General features: G+C 66.2%; 13 protein-coding genes. 4 read left to right on the plus strand and 9 right to left on the minus strand.

What is annotated here, in order from left to right:
- Positions 1–82: 82 nt before the first annotated feature.
- From QUS11_10710 to QUS11_10725, 4 genes are read right to left on the minus strand one after another with little or no spacing between them, the layout of a single operon-like run.
- Entirely contained in the window at positions 83–730 is a 648-nt protein-coding gene (locus QUS11_10710) for a deoxynucleoside kinase (protein MDM7993770.1), read from the minus strand.
- Positions 723–1,247 (minus strand): 2-amino-4-hydroxy-6-hydroxymethyldihydropteridine diphosphokinase, encoded by a 525-nt coding sequence (gene folK, locus QUS11_10715; GenBank protein ID MDM7993771.1) that lies wholly within the window; start codon positions 1,245–1,247, stop codon positions 723–725. The genes QUS11_10710 and folK overlap by 8 nt, the downstream gene beginning before the upstream one ends.
- Complete coding sequence (locus QUS11_10720) at positions 1,244–1,582, minus strand: dihydroneopterin aldolase (protein MDM7993772.1); 339 nt, start codon at positions 1,580–1,582, stop codon at positions 1,244–1,246. The genes folK and QUS11_10720 overlap by 4 nt, the downstream gene beginning before the upstream one ends.
- A complete protein-coding gene (locus tag QUS11_10725) occupies positions 1,567–2,802 on the minus strand; it encodes an aminotransferase class I/II-fold pyridoxal phosphate-dependent enzyme (GenBank protein MDM7993773.1) in 1,236 nt (411 codons plus the stop codon). The genes QUS11_10720 and QUS11_10725 overlap by 16 nt, the downstream gene beginning before the upstream one ends.
- Before the next feature lie 101 nt (positions 2,803–2,903).
- On the opposite strand from QUS11_10725, the gene QUS11_10730 reads away from it, so the two are divergent.
- Together QUS11_10730 and QUS11_10735 are read left to right on the plus strand one after the other, a co-directional pair.
- Positions 2,904–5,321, plus strand: coding sequence for a C25 family cysteine peptidase (locus tag QUS11_10730; protein ID MDM7993774.1), 2,418 nt, complete (start codon positions 2,904–2,906; stop codon positions 5,319–5,321).
- Between the two features lie 72 nt (positions 5,322–5,393).
- Positions 5,394–7,736, plus strand: coding sequence for a helicase C-terminal domain-containing protein (locus QUS11_10735; GenBank protein ID MDM7993775.1), 2,343 nt, complete (start codon positions 5,394–5,396; stop codon positions 7,734–7,736).
- 44 nt (positions 7,737–7,780) lie between these two features.
- Here QUS11_10735 and QUS11_10740 read toward each other — a convergent pair whose 3' ends face one another.
- From QUS11_10740 to QUS11_10760, 5 genes are all read right to left on the minus strand, one after another.
- Positions 7,781–8,047: a hypothetical protein gene (locus QUS11_10740; GenBank protein ID MDM7993776.1), complete on the minus strand. Its 267-nt coding sequence runs from the start codon at positions 8,045–8,047 to the stop codon at positions 7,781–7,783.
- A gap of 98 nt (positions 8,048–8,145) precedes the next feature.
- Positions 8,146–9,039 carry a hypothetical protein gene (locus QUS11_10745; GenBank protein MDM7993777.1) on the minus strand — a complete coding sequence of 298 codons (894 nt, stop codon included), beginning with the start codon at positions 9,037–9,039 and terminating at the stop codon, positions 8,146–8,148.
- Positions 9,032–9,829, minus strand: a complete 798-nt coding sequence (locus QUS11_10750) for a DUF3108 domain-containing protein (GenBank protein ID MDM7993778.1) — start codon at positions 9,827–9,829, stop codon at positions 9,032–9,034. The genes QUS11_10745 and QUS11_10750 overlap by 8 nt, the downstream gene beginning before the upstream one ends.
- Before the next feature lies 1 nt (position 9,830).
- Positions 9,831–10,943 carry a glycosyltransferase family 4 protein gene (locus tag QUS11_10755; protein ID MDM7993779.1) on the minus strand — a complete coding sequence of 371 codons (1,113 nt, stop codon included), beginning with the start codon at positions 10,941–10,943 and terminating at the stop codon, positions 9,831–9,833.
- A gap of 18 nt (positions 10,944–10,961) precedes the next feature.
- On the minus strand, positions 10,962–11,555 hold the full coding sequence (locus tag QUS11_10760) for a DUF937 domain-containing protein (protein MDM7993780.1): 594 nt from the start codon (positions 11,553–11,555) through the stop codon (positions 10,962–10,964).
- A 158-nt stretch (positions 11,556–11,713) separates the two neighbouring features.
- Between QUS11_10760 and asnS the strand changes: the two genes are divergently transcribed.
- Positions 11,714–13,096 (plus strand): asparagine--tRNA ligase, encoded by a 1,383-nt coding sequence (gene asnS / locus QUS11_10765; GenBank protein MDM7993781.1) that lies wholly within the window; start codon positions 11,714–11,716, stop codon positions 13,094–13,096.
- 40 nt (positions 13,097–13,136) lie between these two features.
- On the plus strand, positions 13,137–16,406 hold a 3,270-nt coding region (gene nifJ, locus QUS11_10770), incomplete at its 3' end, for a pyruvate:ferredoxin (flavodoxin) oxidoreductase (protein MDM7993782.1).

The raw sequence follows: 16,406 nt of genomic DNA on the forward strand, positions 1-16,406 counted from the left end.
CGCTGTCTCGTGGGCTCGGAGATGTGTATAAGAGACAGTGCACGCGCAGCCTCGGCCATGTCCGCAGCCCTGCCGATGATCCTCATGATCCGCGCCCGGTCCTGGCGACGAAGGTCTGTATCCCGCCCCTGTGCTCCTCTACGGCCTTGACGAGCATCTCGAGATGCCCGGCGCGGGACCTGAAGTCCAGGCCGTCAGTGTTCACGATGAGCACCGGAAGATCCCTGGTGCGGAAGAAGTAGCTGTTGTACGCGTTCACCAGAGCCTCCAGATACGACCTCCTCATGTCCTTCTCGTAGGTCCTCCCCCGCCTGGTGATGCGCGTGAGGATCACGTCGAGGGACGCCTGCAGGTATATGACCAGATCGGGAGTGTGGACGTCCTTCTCGAGGATGGTGGCGATCCTGTCGTACAGCCCGAACTCGTGCTCCGAGAGGTTCATGGATGCGAAGATCCTGTCCTTGGCGAACATGTAGTCGGACACCACGGGTCCGGCGAAGAGGTCGAGCTGCCCGAGCTTCTGCTGCTGCCGGTACCTGCTGAGGAGGAAGAACACCTGGGTCTGGAAGGCGTAGGAGCGCCTGTCCCTGTAGAACATCGGAAGGAACGGGTTCTCCTCGACCTCCTCGAGTACGAGCCTGGCCTTCCAGACCCCTCCGAGGAGGCCGCAGAGCGTGGTCTTGCCCACCCCTATCGGACCCTCGACCACGATGTATCTCTTGTCAGACACTTGGCCAGTTCTCTCCCGGCAATGGAGGATCCTCTATCCGCAGAATATCTCCGCTACCCTCGAGGCGCGCCATGAGTTCCGGAGCGGATGCGCCCAGGCACGGAACGGGCCGGTCGCCCAGCAGATCCGCCAGGGGGGCCAGTACGAACAGTCTCCCGGATATCCCGGGGTGCGGCAGCACCAGGTCGGCGTCCACCACCACCTCGTCTCCGAGGTAGAGCAGGTCCATGTCCAGCCTGCGCGCCCTGCCTTCCTTGACCGTCTCGGAACCGGCCGAGATCTCGATGCTCCGGCAGAGATCCAGCAGGGAGTGGGCGTCCGACACCCACAGCCCGGAGACCGCGGTGTTGAGGAATCTGCCTCCTTCCGCACCCTCGGCCGGAGAGGATTCGTAGATCCCGGCGGCCCTGGGGAGCCTGACCCTCTCATCGCGCATGAGGGCCGATGCCGCGTCAGCCAGGAACCGGCGCCTGTCGCCGAGGTTGCTGCCGATCGCCACCGCGAACGGCCGCGTCATCCGCCGCCCCACGTGAACACGGCCCTGTCGACCCGGAGCGAGAGCGCGGGGCACGGCTTGACCGCCGTCACCCGCCATCCGAGGCCGGGGCCGAGTCTTTCGAGAGTATGGACGACGTCGGAAACCAGATCCTCGAGGAGCCCGTACTCGAAGCCGGACAGCCCCGACACGGCGTCCGATATCTCCCTGTAGTCGATCAGCGGAGGGGCTCCGGGACTCCAGTCGCCTTCGCACTCTATGTCGAGCTTCACGAGCCTCGGGGCGAGCGTCTCCTCCGGGAGGATGCCCAGGGTGACCGAGAGCTCGATGCCTTCGAGCCTCAGGATTCCAGGCACTTCTTCGACCTCCGGATGGCTGACCGGCCCCTCAGGCTGTGCAGCTCGAGCTGCTCGAGCCTGCCCAGCGCCTTGATGATCCTCTCCTCGGGGAGAGTGAGAGAGAACCTCACATAGCCCTCCCCCCACGCTCCGAACCCGGAGCCCGGCGTCACGACTATGCCTGCGCCGGTGACGAGCCAGGCCGCGAAGTCCATGGAAGTCCAGCCCCTGGGGACGGCCGCCCACAGATAGAGGCTCCCCGACCCGTCGAAGACATCCCAGGAGAGCTTCCTCAGGCCCTCGAGGAGGAGCTTCCTGCGGGAGGAGTACACCGAGAGCATGTCGCCGATGCACCCCCTGCACGACGTCAGGGCTTCGGCGCCGGCCTTCTGCACGGCCGTGAAGACGCCCGAATCGATGTTCTCCTTGGCGGACATGAACGCCTTCACCAGCCTCGCTCCACCGGCCACGAAGCCGATCCTCCACCCAGTCATGTTGAAGGTCTTGGAGAGGGAGTGGAACTCGAGGCAGAGCGGCAGAGCCCCCTCGACCTGCAGGAAGGAGGCGGGGTTCTTCCCGTCGAACCTGATGTGGCTGTAGGAGTTGTCGCTTACGATAAGGAGGTCCTCGCGCCTCGCGAACTCCACGACCCTCTTCATCTCGTCGAGAGGCATCACGGCGCCCGTGGGGTTGTTGGGGTAGTTGAGGTAGAGGATCCTCGCGCTCCTGAGGGCGGACGGGTCGAGTGCGTCGAGATCGGGCAGGAAGGAGTTCTCACGCTTGAGCGGGACGTCGACCGGCACGGCGTCGGCAAGGATGGCCGCGGCCCTGTAGACGGGATATCCGGGGCTCGGCGTGAGGATGACGTCGCCCGGGTTACAGAAGGCCATCGGGACGTGGGCGATCCCCTCCTTCGTGCCGATCACGGCGGCGACCCCCATCTCGTCGCCGGCCTCCACCCCGAACTCGCCCGAGAGCCAGGACCTGGCTGCATCGAGGAAGAACGCGCTGCCCTCGTTCCTGGGGTACCTGTGGAAGGCGGGATCTGCCAGAGCCCCGGCTCCGGCCCGGACGATCCGGTCCGGCGTGGGCAGGTCGGGGTCGCCTATCCCGAAGTCGATTATGTCCAGGCCTTTTCTGAGCGCGGCTGCCTTCTTCCTGTCGAGTTCGGCGAAGAGATAGGGCGGCAGCCTGCTAACCCTGCCCGAGGCCGCGATGAGAACGGACTTCTTTTCCAAACCAACAGACCTCCGGCACGACCCGGTTTCTTGACCGGGGCGGTATCGGCTACAATAAATCAAACAGGATCATATATGTGAATGGCCGGTCGGGAGGAATCATGGCAAGACTGTTATCGTCCATCCTGCTGCTCGTCGGCCCGGTTTCGGCCGGCTGGACAGACTTCGGGCTGGAGGCGGGCCGGAGCTCCACGATCGAACTGATCGAGTCCACCCCTTCGAGCATGACCATCGAGATCACGGTCCCGGGCGTGGAGACGACGGACCTCACGATGTCCGGAGTCGGCTTCACATGCATCGGCTCGCCGGGAACCACCCTCTCGGCAACCGAGCCCGGCTTCCCCGCCATGCCGAAGCTCTCCTTCCTCGCGGCTCTCCCCGCGTCGCCCTCGATCTCCGCCACCGTAGAGGAACGCGACATGGTGACCGTGGGCAGGATGACACCCTTCCCCATGCAGCCGATACTCGCCGACACCTCCAGGAGTGCGGGCGCCTTCGCCTTCGACCCTGCCGCCTACGAATCCGGGGTGTATCCTTCGGCCGAGGTCTTCTGGAGCGTCGACGGGATGCTCCGCGGCGTCACCATCGGCCGCTTCGCGGTGTTCCCCTTCTCCTGGGACGCCGGAACCGGTGTTCTCACGGCGGCGAGACGCCTCAGGATAAGGATCGACTTCGGCGGCGCCGTCTCGACTCCGGATGCAGCCCGCTCGCCCTGGTTCGAGGGCATCTACGGGCAGTCGCTCATCAATGCCGGCATCCTCGAGCCGGCTCCGGCCAGCGAGTGCTTCAGGTCATCCGGGGTCGGCCACCTCGAAGGAGTCGCCTCGTCGACCAGGGCGGACGGGGCGGACCTCCTGATCATGGCGGGACAGGACCTCTCCGACACGATGATCGAGGAGTTCGCAACGGCCAAGCACAACCAGGGCTACCTGACCACGGTCGTCGACGCCGGCGGGTGGACCCAGGCCCAGATCAAGACCTACATTCAGGATGCCTACGACACATGGGATCCCGCGCCCTCCTTCGTCCTCTTCGTGGGCGACCATCCCCAGCTCCCGGGATACAGCTACAATTCGATGTACTCCGACAACCGCTACGCCTGCGTGTCGGGGACCGACTACATCTGCGACATCTTCAGGGGCCGCTTCACCTGCGGAACCGACTGGATGCAGACGGTGTCGGACAAGGTCCTCTCGTGGGAGTTCGATCCGGTCCTCGATCCGTCGTTCTGGAACACGGCCCTCTCGGCCGGCTACTTCCAGGACGACGACGATAACGGCATCGCGGACAGGTGGTTCCTCTTCACGTGCGAGACGGTGAGGGACACCTACACGACACTGTACGGCAAGGACGTGATCAGGGAGTACTGCACCAATTCATCCTGCGCGACCCCGTACTACTACAGGCCGGATGCCCCGTCCGCGGGCCAGCAGGTTCCGCTCGACATCACCTGGGACGGTGACGCCGCGGGGATCAACGCTGCCATCAACGGCGGCACCTTCCTCGTACAGCACAGGGATCACGGAGCTGTCTCGGGCTGGGGCGACCCCGCATACTCCACGGGCGACCTCTCCGGCCTGTCGAACGGCGACCTGACGCCCATCGTGTTCAGCATCAACTGCCTCACGGGCCAGTTCTCGTCCGACTGCTTCTCCGAGCACTTCTTCAGGATGGAGGGCGGGGCCGTGGCGGTGTTCGCCGCGGCCGAGGTCTCCTACAGCTACTTCAACGACTACCTCTGCTACGGCATCTATCACAGCTTCAACGACGAGTACGTCTCCCCCCCGTCCGTCTACACCACCCCGGGAGGGAACTACCTCGCCGGCCAGGCGCTCATGGGCGGCCAGCTCGAGATGCAGGCGGCGGCCCCGTTCAATCCCTACGGCTCCTGGCAGGAGTATGCCGAGACGACGTGGGACCTCTTCCATGTCTTCGGCGATCCCACCATGGACATGAGGACCGAGGTCCCCGCACCCCTGGACGTCTCCGCCCCCGCCTCGCTCCCGACCGGATCCACCTCGGCCCAGTTCACGGTCACGTCGGGAGGGGTGCCCGTGGAAGGAGCGCTGGTCTGCCTCAGAAAGCCCGACCAGGAGATCTACGCCCGCGGTTTCACGGATTCGTCGGGCAGCCTGGAACTCACGTTCCCCGCGACGGCCAACGACTATGACATGCCCTGGATGGTCTCGTCCCACAACACCATCCCGGAAACCGGGCAGATCAACAACGGAGGGACCGGAATCGAGGGAGGGCAGGAATCCTTCTGCACCTGCGGCCGGCCGACCCCCAACCCATCCCGGGGAAGCGTGGTCTTCCCCCTGTTCCTGACGGAATCCGGACGTGTCGTGGCGAGAGTCTACGACATGTGCGGAAGGATGGTGTGGGAGACGGGAAGGCAGGTCCCGGCTGGTGAGCAGAGCATCGTCTGGGACTCCGACGCGCCGTCGGGGGTGTACATGACCGTCCTCGTCCTTCCCGACGGTTCGACCCACTCCTCGAGGGTGGTCCTGGCGAGATAGCAGGGATACGAGTATCAAGGGGGGGCGGCGCTGCCGCCCCCCGTTCGTATCCGCGGACCGGAGGATTGCGGGATGTTCCTGATGTTCGACGAGGAGACGCTGACAGCGAGGTGCGGGATAAGGGATCTGCTGGATCGCGTCCTGCTGCCGGAAAGCCTCGTCCCGGGCCCCTTCGATGCCGATCCGTCCGCGAAGGCGCGCGCCCACAGGGCATTCCAGGAATCCGTCAGGGGGGCTGCGCTGGAGGTCCCCCTCTCGCTCACCGACGAGTCCGGTGGCTACAGGTTCGAGGTAAGCGGCCGCGCGGACATGATCGAAGATCTTCCCGGCGGCGGCAGGCGCGTGACAGAGGTGAAGACGACGGGCGAGGTCCCTCCTGCGGACGGTTCCGGCATCCCCGCCGCCTTCGGGATGCAGCTCTACTTCTACGCCAGGGCGCTCGCCGGGGGACCTCCCTCCGGGAGCGGAGTCTCCATGAGGCTGGTCGTGCTCCCCTGCTCGAAGGATGATCCTCCTCCGGTCGGATACGAGATCGACGCCTCGGCACCGGGCCTGGAGGAGCAGTGGAGGGCGATGCTGGCCACCGCCGCCGGGCTTCTCTCCATCTGGCGGGACAGGCGTTCGCGGCAGCTCGCGAGGCTTGCCTCCGGGGGAGTCTTCCCCTACCACGACAGGAGGCCTGGCCAGGAGAGGCTCGAAAGCCTCTCGAAGGAGGCGGTCGAAAAATCCGGCAGGGTTCTCGTAGAGGCGCCCACCGGCACGGGAAAGACCGCGGCCATCCTGGCCGGGGCGCTGGCGGCTGCCATACCGCCTTCGTGCAGGGTGTTCTTCCTGACGTCCAAGAACACGCAGAGGCGCATCTGCCTGGAGACCATCAGGGGCATGAGGGATGCAGGGCTCGACCTGGCCGTCACGGTGATGGATTCGAGGGAGAGGATGTGCGCCGCGGGCAATGCCCGCTGCAGGGCTTCGGAGTGCGGCTTCGCGGAGAGCTTCGGATCGAGGGTCAGGGAATCCGGGATACTGGAAAGCCTGATGGAGAAGGGACTGGTCGAGCCGTCCGACCTGAAGGCCGAGGCGGCAGCGGCCGGTGTGTGCCCCTTCGAGCTGCAGCTCGCCAGGGCCAGGCACTGCGACCTTGTCGTGGGGGACTACAATTACGCGTTCGATCCCTCGGTCAGGCTCAGGAGGTTCTTCGACGACCCGCCCGAGGAGGCCAGGAGCGTGCTGCTGGTGGACGAGGCAGCCAACCTGCCGTCCAGGGCGAGGGAGTACTATTCGCCGGGCATATCGTCCGCCCTTGTGGATGCCGCGTTTCCTCTTCCGAAGAGGTTCGGGTCGTTCCGGAGGCTGCTGGGCGGGCTCAGGGGCTCGCTCGAGAGGCTTGGCTCCGACCCTGCTCTCGCCGAAGGCGGCGAGATCGAGATCGACCCTGCGACCGACCTGTGCCTGCGCCCCGAGGCCTGGGCCGAGAAGTTCGCGAAGCTCGAAGTCCCGCCGTCGGACGAACTGATAGACGTCTTCTTCGCGGTGTCGGCGATGGCGAAGGTGTCGGCGCTCGCGGGCAGCGGCTTCCACCTCCTCTGCAGGAGGGACGGCGGGGGGACGTCCGTGCAGTGGTTCTGCACGGATGCGTCCCGCTTCACCGGCGAGAGGTTCTCATCCTCCAGGGCCTCGGTCTGCTTCAGCGCCACGCTGATGCCTCTCGAGCACCACAGGGACCTCCTCGGCCTGGGAGAGGAGTCGGTGATGGAATCGCTCCCCTGGCCGTTCCCGGAGAACAGCCTCTCGGTCTGGGTCGACGGGTACGTGGACACCCGCTACAGGGCCAGGGCCAGGAGCATGCCCATGCTGGTGAGGAGGATCACCGGGCTGGCCGCGACGATGCCCGGGACCTGGGTGCTCTTCTTCCCCTCCTACGGCTACATGGATGCCGCTGCACGGGCGCTCGGGCAGGTTTCGGACGCCCTGCTCGTCCAGAGGCCGGGGATGGACCAGCAGTCGAGGGACTCGTTCATGGAGGAGCTGGAGAAGGGCGGGAGGCTCGTCCTGACAGTGTCCGGCGGGATCTTCTCCGAAGGCGTCGACCTGAGGGCCCCCGATCTCAGGGGCGCGGCGGTGGTGGGGCCGTCCCTGCCCTCGGTCGACCTGAGGAGCGACCTCCTGAGGGCCGACTTCTCCGCGTCCGGGAGGGACGGATTCAGATGCGCATCCGTCATCCCCGGCATGTCGAGGGTGATCCAGGCGGCGGGGAGGCTCGTCAGGAAGCCCGGGGACAGGGCCGTGCTGCTTCTGCTGGACGGCAGATTCCTCTCGCCGCCCTATTCGGATCTGCTGCCCGCCCACTGGCTGCGTGACGGGCGCCCGAGGCGGGCGTCCTGGTCCATGCGCGAGATACGGGAGTTCTGGGAATAGAAAAGGCGGCGCCCGAGGCGCCGCCTTTCGTCGGAATCCGGAATCTACCTGGTGACCGGCGGCTCGGTGGTCTCGGGGGTGACTGCCTCTTCGACGGCGGCTGCTGCGCTGTCGACGGCGGCGCCGGCCACGGAGTCGGCGACGACGAGGGCGGAGTCGACCTCGACGAGGGCGGAGTCGACGGTGACGACAGCGGAGTCGACCACGGTGGTCAGGGAGTCGACGACGTCCTCGACGACGGGGGCCGGCTTCTCGCAGGCAGCTACGAGCATCGCAACCGCGACGATCGTCAGAATAGCAATGTGCTTCATGTCCATAACTCCTTTCGAACCATTTTGTTGGGAACTACACTCCTGGGAATTGCCAAGGCAAGGAACCTGCATACAGCACGCAGAGTAAATATATCGGTCTACCGCACCGGGTCAATACCCTGCCCGGAAAGGATCCGGGCCGTGTTGGCGAAGTGAGTTTTCGCCGATCTGAACAGCGCTTCCGGACCATGCCGGGCGACCACGGCGGCGCCTATCGCATCGATATCGGCCCCGGCCCCCGACTTCACTTCCACACCCAGTTCGGAGGACAGCACCGAGAGAGCACGGAGGTAGGCCGCCCTGGCCAGGATGGAAGCCGCGGCCACGGCGGGCTCCTGCTCCCCCCTCACCCTGAACTCGTACTCGACTCCCCGCGGGAGCAGAGGAGCCACCCTGGACGGGGCGCAGAACCTGTCGATCACCACCCTGGGCGGGCAGGTCCCCCGGCAGTTCTCCAGCATGCCCGCGATGGCGGATGCGTGGAGCCCGGCAAGGATGTCCAGGCTGTTCCTGCCTGCCTGCATCGCCTTCATGGCGGCGTTGTACTCCGCAGGCTGGATCGAGGCCACAGCCCTCGCACGGGTTTCCGCCCCGATGGCCTCCTCGAGCAGGAAGATCCTTCGGCTGTCGAGCAGCTTGGAGTCGGCGAGGCCCTTCGACCTCAGCCTGGCCGCGGAAGCCGGCTCCAGCGCAACGGCAGCCGCGGTGAGCGGGCCGAAGTAGTCGCCCTTGCCGGCCTCGTCGGATCCTCCCGTAGGCACGGAGCCTTCGTCGGACGACAGGATGGAGAACAGGTCCCGGTCGCCCCCCGAGAACACGGCCGAAGAACCCCTGCGCGCGGAGTGGTACAGGTTCACGCGGCAGGACCTCGATCCGTCGGTGACCTCGGTCTGGAGACCGTTGGACAGTTCACGCAGGAATGCGACCCCGAAGCCCCTGGCCGAAAGACGGGCCGACCAGTCGCGCCTCCAGGCCTCCAGCCCGCTATTCATCCCCGAAGGGATTGTCGACCGGGATGACCGTTCCCTCGGTGTAGCTCTCGAGCAGGCAGGCAATCTCGCCGATGACTATGGCGCTGCGCATCAGCACCGGCATGTGGCGCTCGTCGTCGGTCATCCAGACGTAGATCTCCCCCTGCTGGTCGAAGATGCCCTCCCCGACGAGCTCGGGCTGGACGAGGACGCAGTCGAACGTGCCTGCAGGGACCCTGATCCTCTCTTCGCGCAGAACCGTCACCTGCAGCGGGTAGTTGTCGTTGTCGGTGTGGCAGTCGAGCGTGTAGGCCTCTCCGACCTCGAGGGGCAGCGTACGTGCGTAGTAGAGGCAGCTCAGAACGTCGAGGGCGTGGGGCGGTATCTCCACGAGCCTCTCGTCCTCGTCGTCCTCTTCGGGGTAGAAGGCAGTCCCGGCCTCCTGGTCGAAGAACACCTCCTCGGAGTTCCTGTAGTCGCCTTCCTGGAGGCTCTTGGAGAACATGAGGGTATGGAGCTGGACCATGTCGAGCAGGGCGGCGTTGGTGTCGTCCACCCTGAAGAAGGCGCTGAAGGCGGGATTGGATCTGGCGTTGGCCGTTATCCGGTAGGCCATCAGGCCCTCGCGCTGTTCGGGTCCGGTGACCGAGAGCGTTGCGGTGCCGGCCTTCACTATGCCGTATTCGACGCTGAACTCGAGCAGTTCCCCGGGTCCGAAGGCGCCGTTCTCGACGAAGCGGGGCGAATAGTCCCCGGCCTGTCCGGCCGAAAGTCCCGCCAGCGATGTGACGAGAAGGAAAACGAGTCTCATATCATCCATCCTCCGGTGGAGCGTCTCCAGACCAGCCATGATACCCGGGCGCGGCGGCTCCTGTTCCCCATCCGTCCCGAAGGGCCTCCAGGAGCCTCCTCCACCGGAAGCCGACCGAATCGAGCGAGTATAGCGCTTCGCAGGCATCCCTGGCACGGACCGCCATCCGTCCTGCCACTTCGGGATGCGAGGCGAGATAGGCCATCTGCCTGCCGAGGACCGCGGAGTCCCCCGGCGGGTGCAGGAGGCCCGTGCGCCCGTCGGAGATAGTGTCCACCAGCCCGTTCGTGGCCGCAGCCAGGACGGGGAGTCCGCATGCCATCATCTCGAGGGCCGCCCGCGATACTGCCTCGCTAGCGAGGCTGGGTACGAGCCCGATCGAAGCCCGGCCGTAGGCGGTCCTTATATCGTCGAGGTAACCGGTGAATTCCACCCGCTCCGAGACCCCGAGCGATTCCGCCTCGTCACGGAGCTGCCGTTCCGTGATCTGGGCCTCCGCTCCGGCCACCACGAGCCTCGCCGAGGGTGCGGCGCGAAGTGCCCGGAGCGCGGTCGGATGGCCCTTCACCTCGCTGAGCCTGGCGGCCATCACGAACGTACCCGGGGGGCCTCCCGGCCCGGGCCGGAAGCGGCCGGTGTCCACGGGCTGGGGAACCACGGCCACCGGGCCGCTCCTGCCCCGCCCGTATCCGGCCCTCGACATGAACGGGCTCGAGTATGCCTCGAGGGCCGTGTGCGAGTCCACGAACCTGGCCAGAGGCGATCCCGACGGCCGCCGAATGTCCGAGCGGACCCTCACGACAGGGATACGCCCGTGTGCGAGGACCGCGGCCAGCTGGTCCTCGGAGCGGTGTGCGACGATGAAGTCGGGCCTGAAGCGCGACGTCAGCCGCCCGAGTGAGGCGAGTCCCGCTGCGAACGATGCTCCCTGGAGACGCAGGGCCGCGGCTTCGATACCGTCGGATCCGGCCCTGTCGAGGACGGGCGAGCCGGGCTGGCCGGTGAGGAGTACGCGGATCCCCGCGCGCTCGAGGGCCCTTGCACCGAGAAGGGCGCCCTCGGCGGTGGCATTCCACCACCGGCATGTGGCCATGACGAGAACCTTCAGAGGCACCTCCCGGAGCCTTCCGGGCTACCTCCTGCTGAGCATCTTCCCTACGATGTCCACGACGTCGTCGACGGCCGAACCGTCCTTGTCGGCGTCGAGCAGGGTCCCCAGGGCTCCGGCAAGCCCGGGGTCGGCCTTCTGTTCCTTCTTCTGCTGACCGCCCAGGAAGGTCGTCAGGGTATCGGAGTCGAGCCCCTTCTTCTGGAGCTGCCTCCCGAGGAGTCCCATGACCAGGGGGGCCGCGATCTGGAGAAGCTGCGCCACCTGTTCACCGTCGAGTCCGGTGCCCTTCGAGAGGCTCCTGGTGACGGTCTGCTGCCTCCCGCCGAGGATATGGCCCAGGATGCCGGCTCCGTTCGCGGCCTGGGGGTTCGAGAGGAAGCCGCCGAGATCCTCGAGGATCGACCCGTCGTGATCATTCTTAAGCGCCTTGTGGAGGGAACTCGCACCGGCCGGCTCCGAGGAGTTCTTCGCCAGCGCGGTGATGAGGAGTGGGAATACGGTCGAGAGGGCCGAACCGGTGGTCTTCTCGTCAGCACCTATCCTGCGGGAAATGTTCGAGAGACCATCCCCGGCGAGCTGGCCGAGGATCTGCTGAACCAAGGTACCGCTGCTCATCGGAACCTCCTTGCGCGAGTGATTCCACTCCGCGTGACAGGCACGTGTTCCATCATTCCGGGGGGCCGGGGCGGTGTCAAGGACGGCCCGCTCTATCGCTTCCGGGTCCGTTTCAGTTATTGTTCATGCTCCATTTCTTTCTCGCCGGAGGAACCGCCATGATCCGCAGAACCACCGTGAGGGAGGCGCTGGAGTCCAGCCCTCTTGGAAGCCCTGTCACCATCCCCGGATGGGTCCGGAGCAACAGGGCCTCGAGCGGAGTGGCATTCCTCGCGGTCAATGACGGGTCGACCTTCGGGAACATCCAGATAGTCCTGGACAGGGCCCTTTTCGACGAGGCCGCCATAGCGTCGGCTTCAGTGGGAGCCTGCGTCGAGGTGGCCGGCACCCTTGTCGAGTCGAGCGGCGCGGGGCAGTCAAGGGAGGTGAAGGCCACCGGGCTCAGGATCCTCGGGCCCTGCGACCAGTCGTATCCCCTGCAGCCCAAGAGGCACGGCATGGAGTTCCTGCGCACGATCCCCCATCTGAGGCCGCGCACGAACACCTTCTCGGCCGTCTTCAGGATGAGGCACAGGCTGGCGATGTCGATCCACGAGTTCTTCGATTCGCGAGGCTTCTTCTACGTCCACCCCCCTCTGGTGACCTCGAGCGACTGCGAGGGCGCCGGGGAGACGTTCCAGGTGACCACGCTGCCCCTCGACGGCGTGCCGCTCAAGGACGGCGAAGTCGACTACTCGCGCGACTTCTTCAGGCGCAGGGCCTACCTGACCGTCAGCGCCCAGCTCGAGGCCGAGCCGCTGGCGCTGGCCCTGGGCGGCGTCTACACGTTCGGTCCGATCTTCAGGGCGGAGCCCTCCGACACGAGGGTGCACGCCGCGGAATTCTGGATGATCGAGCCCGAGGCCGCCTTCATGGACCTCGACGACGACATCGCACTCATCGAGGCCTTCGTGAAGCACATGGCGGGCACAGTAAGGGACCGCTGCGGCGAGGAGATCGAATTCCTGACGAAGTTCGTGGAACCCGGCCTGCCGGCTCGCTACGCTTCGCTCCTGGATTCCGGGTTCGCGAGGATCACGTACACGGAGGCGGCACGGATACTCCGGGATTCCGGCGCTGGGCGGGTAGCCCCTCTCGAGTGGGGCCAGAAGCCCTCCTCGGAGCAGGAGCGCTTCCTTGCGGAGGAGGTGTTCGCGAGGCCGGTCTTCGTCACCGACTATCCCGCATCGTTCAAGCCCTTCTACATGCGCCTGAACGACGACGGCAGGACGGTGGCCTGCACGGACCTCCTGGCTCCGGGTGTCGGCGAGATCGTAGGCGGCAGCCAGCGCGAGGAGCGCCGGGATGTGCTCGAGTCGAGGGCCTCGCAGCAGGGGCTCGACCCGGCGATCTACGGATGGTATTTCGACCTCAGGCGCTGGGGCTCGGCGCCCCATTCGGGCTTCGGCCTCGGCTTCGAACGGATGCTCATGTACCTCAGCGGGATGAAGAACATAAGGGACGTCCTGCCCTTCCCGAGGACGTTCGGCAGCATGGCCTGACCTCCCGACAGATCCGGTCCTGCAAGATGATGAAAGGCGGATGAGCGAGATGAACGACGCCCCCAGGACAATGGTCACCATAGACGGCAACGAGGCCGCCGCGACCATTGCGCACAAGCTCAGCGAAGTGATAGCCATCTATCCCATCACGCCCTCGAGCACCATGGGCGAGTACGCCGACGAATGGTCCGCCAAGGGCAGGAAGAACCTCTGGGGCACCGTCCCCCTCGTCCAGGAGATGCAGAGCGAGGGAGGGGCGGCCGCGGCCGTACACGGCGCCCTCCAGGCCGGCGCCCTCACCACCACCTTCACGGCCTCCCAGGGTCTCCTGCTGATGATCCCCACAATGTACAAGATCGCAGGCGAGCTCACGCCGGCGGTCTTCCACGTATCCGCGCGCGCCCTGGCCTGCCAGGGGCTCTCGATCTTCGGCGACCACGGCGACGTCATGGCAGTCAGGCAGACAGGCTTCGCACTCCTGGCCAGCAACTCGGTGCAGGAGGCGATGGACCTGGCCCTCGTGGCCCACGCGGCCACCCTGAAGGCGCGCATCCCGTTCGTCCACTTCTTCGACGGATTCAGGACCAGCAGTGAAGTCCAGAAGATCGAGGTGGTCGGCGAGAACGCCATTTCCGCCATGATCGACACCGACGCCCTGGCGGCCTTCCGCAACAGGGCCCTCGACCCGGAGAGGCCGGTGCTCAGGGGCACCAGCCAGAACCCGGACGTCTACTTCCAGGGCCGTGAGACCGTGAATCCCTACTACCTCGCGGTTCCCGGCATCGTCCAGGATGCGATGGACCGCTTCGCGTCGCTCACCGGCCGGGCCTACAGGCTCTTCGAGTATGTCGGCGCACCTGATGCCGAGAGGGTCGTAGTCATGATGTGCTCGGGCGCAGAGGTGGCCCACGAGACCATCGAGAGCATGACGGCCGGGGGAGAGAAGGTCGGTCTGCTGAAGGTCCGCCTCTACAGGCCGTTCGATTCGAAGGCCTTCTCCAGGGCTCTGCCGCCTTCGGCGAAGACAGTCGCGGTGCTCGACCGCACCAAGGAGCCGGGCTCCCCCGGCGAACCCCTCTACCTCGACGTCGTCAACGCGCTCGCAGAGACCGGGCGGTGCTCCGTCCGCGCCATCGGCGGCAGGTACGGGCTCGGCAGCAAGGAGTTCACCCCCGGGATGGTGGCGGCCGTGCTGCGCGAGGCCGCGAAGGACGACCCGGCCCGCCACTTCTCGGTGGGCATAGAGGACGACGTGCTCGGCACCTCGCTCGATGTGGACGTCGAGTTCTGCCTCGAGACCCCCGGCGTCCACCAGGCGGTGTTCCTGGGCCTCGGCTCCGACGGCACCGTGGGCGCCAACAAGAACTCCATCAAGATCATCGGCGAGGAGACCGACTTCTTCGCCCAGGGCTACTTCGTGTACGACTCGAAGAAGGCGGGCACTCTCACCGTCAGCCACCTCAGGTTCGGCCCGAAGCCGATCCGGCAGACCTGCCTCGTGTCGCAGGCCGGCTTCGTGGGATGCCACCAGAGCATCTTCCTCGAGCAGTACGACGTGATGGGCTACGCGGCGCAGGGCGCCACGGTGCTGCTCAACTCGCCGTACGCGCCTGGAGAGGTCTGGGACCACCTGCCCCTCTCGGTCCAGAGGCAGATCCTCGAGAAGCAGCTTCGCCTGTACGTGATCGACGCCTACAAGGTGGCGCGCGACAACGAAATGGGCGTCAGGATCAACACGATCATGCAGACCTGCTTCTTCGCGATTTCGGGCATCCTCCCGCGCGAGGAGGCCATCGACAAGATCAAGAAGGCGATACGCAAGTCCTACGGCCGCAAGGGCGAGGATGTCGTCCGCAAGAACTTCGAGGCCGTGGACGACACGCTCGCGAACCTGCACGAGGTCGACTACCCGAAGAAGGAGACGGCCACGAGGGACGTCCAGCCGCCGGTGCCGGCCGGGGCACCCGAGTTCGTCAGGAACGTGACGGCGGCCATCATCTCCAAGAAGGGAGACGCGCTGCCCGTTTCCGCAATGCCTGCCGACGGCACCTGGCCCCTCTCGACCACCCGCTGGGAGAAGCGGAACATCGCTCTCGAGGTGCCTGTCTGGGATCCCTCGGTCTGCCTCCAGTGCGCCGTGTGCAGCCTTGTCTGCCCCCACGCGGCGATCCGCGTGAAGGTGGCCGATCCTTCATCGCTCGCATCCGCCCCCGAGGGCTTCCGCAGCGTCGACGCGAAGGGCTCCGAGTTCCCGGGGATGAAGTGGATGGTCCAGGTTGCCCCCGAGGACTGCACGGGCTGCGGCGCCTGCGTCCATGCGTGCCCTGGCAGGAACAGGCAGCAGGAGGGCCGCAAGGCCATCGACATGACTCCCCACACCGACGTGGTGGAGAGGGAGAAGGCCTTCTTCGGGTTCTTCCTGTCGATCCCCGACTGCGACAGGGAGAAGCTGAACCGCGAGACCGTGAAGGGCTCGCAGCTCATGAGGCCGCTGTTCGAGTTCTCCGGGGCCTGTGCCGGCTGCGGCGAGACCCCCTACGTGAAGCTGATGACCCAGCTGTTCGGCGACAGGGCCCTCGTGGCCAACGCCACGGGCTGCAGCTCCATCTACGGCGGCAACCTGCCCACGACGCCGTACTGCACCAACGCGGACGGCAGGGGTCCTGCCTGGAACAACAGCCTCTTCGAGGACGCCGCCGAGTTCGGCTTCGGCTTCAGGCTCACCGCCGAGAGGCAGGCCGGATTCGCAGTGGAGCTCCTGCACAGGCTCGAGGGGAGCCTGGATGCGGAGCTCGTGGCGTCACTCTCCGGCAATCCCCAGAAGACCGAATCCGAGATCGCAGCCCAGAGGCGCAGCCTCGAAGCACTCCGCGGCGCGCTGGCCCGCATCGACACGCCCGACGCGAGGCAGCTCTCCTCGATCTCGGACTACCTGCTCCGCAGGAGCGTCTGGGTGGTGGGCGGCGACGGCTGGGCCTACGACATCGGCTACGGCGGGCTCGATCACGTCCTGGCCCAGGGCCGCGACATCAACGTGCTGGTGCTCGACACCGAGGTCTACTCGAACACCGGCGGCCAGTGCTCCAAGTCCACCCCGCTGGGAGCGGTCGCGAGGTTCGCGGCATCGGGCAAGGCCGTGCCGAAGAAGGATCTCGCCATGCTCGCCATGACCTATCAGAACATCTACGTGGCCAGGATAGCCATGGGCGCGAACTACGCCCAGGCCGTCAGGGCATTCGTCGAGGCCGAGTCCTACGAGGGGCCCAGCATCATCATCGCCTACTCCCACTGCATCAACCACGGGATCGAC

Source organism: Candidatus Fermentibacter sp. (assembly GCA_030373045.1).
In the GTDB taxonomy this organism is placed as follows: domain Bacteria; phylum Fermentibacterota; class Fermentibacteria; order Fermentibacterales; family Fermentibacteraceae; genus Fermentibacter.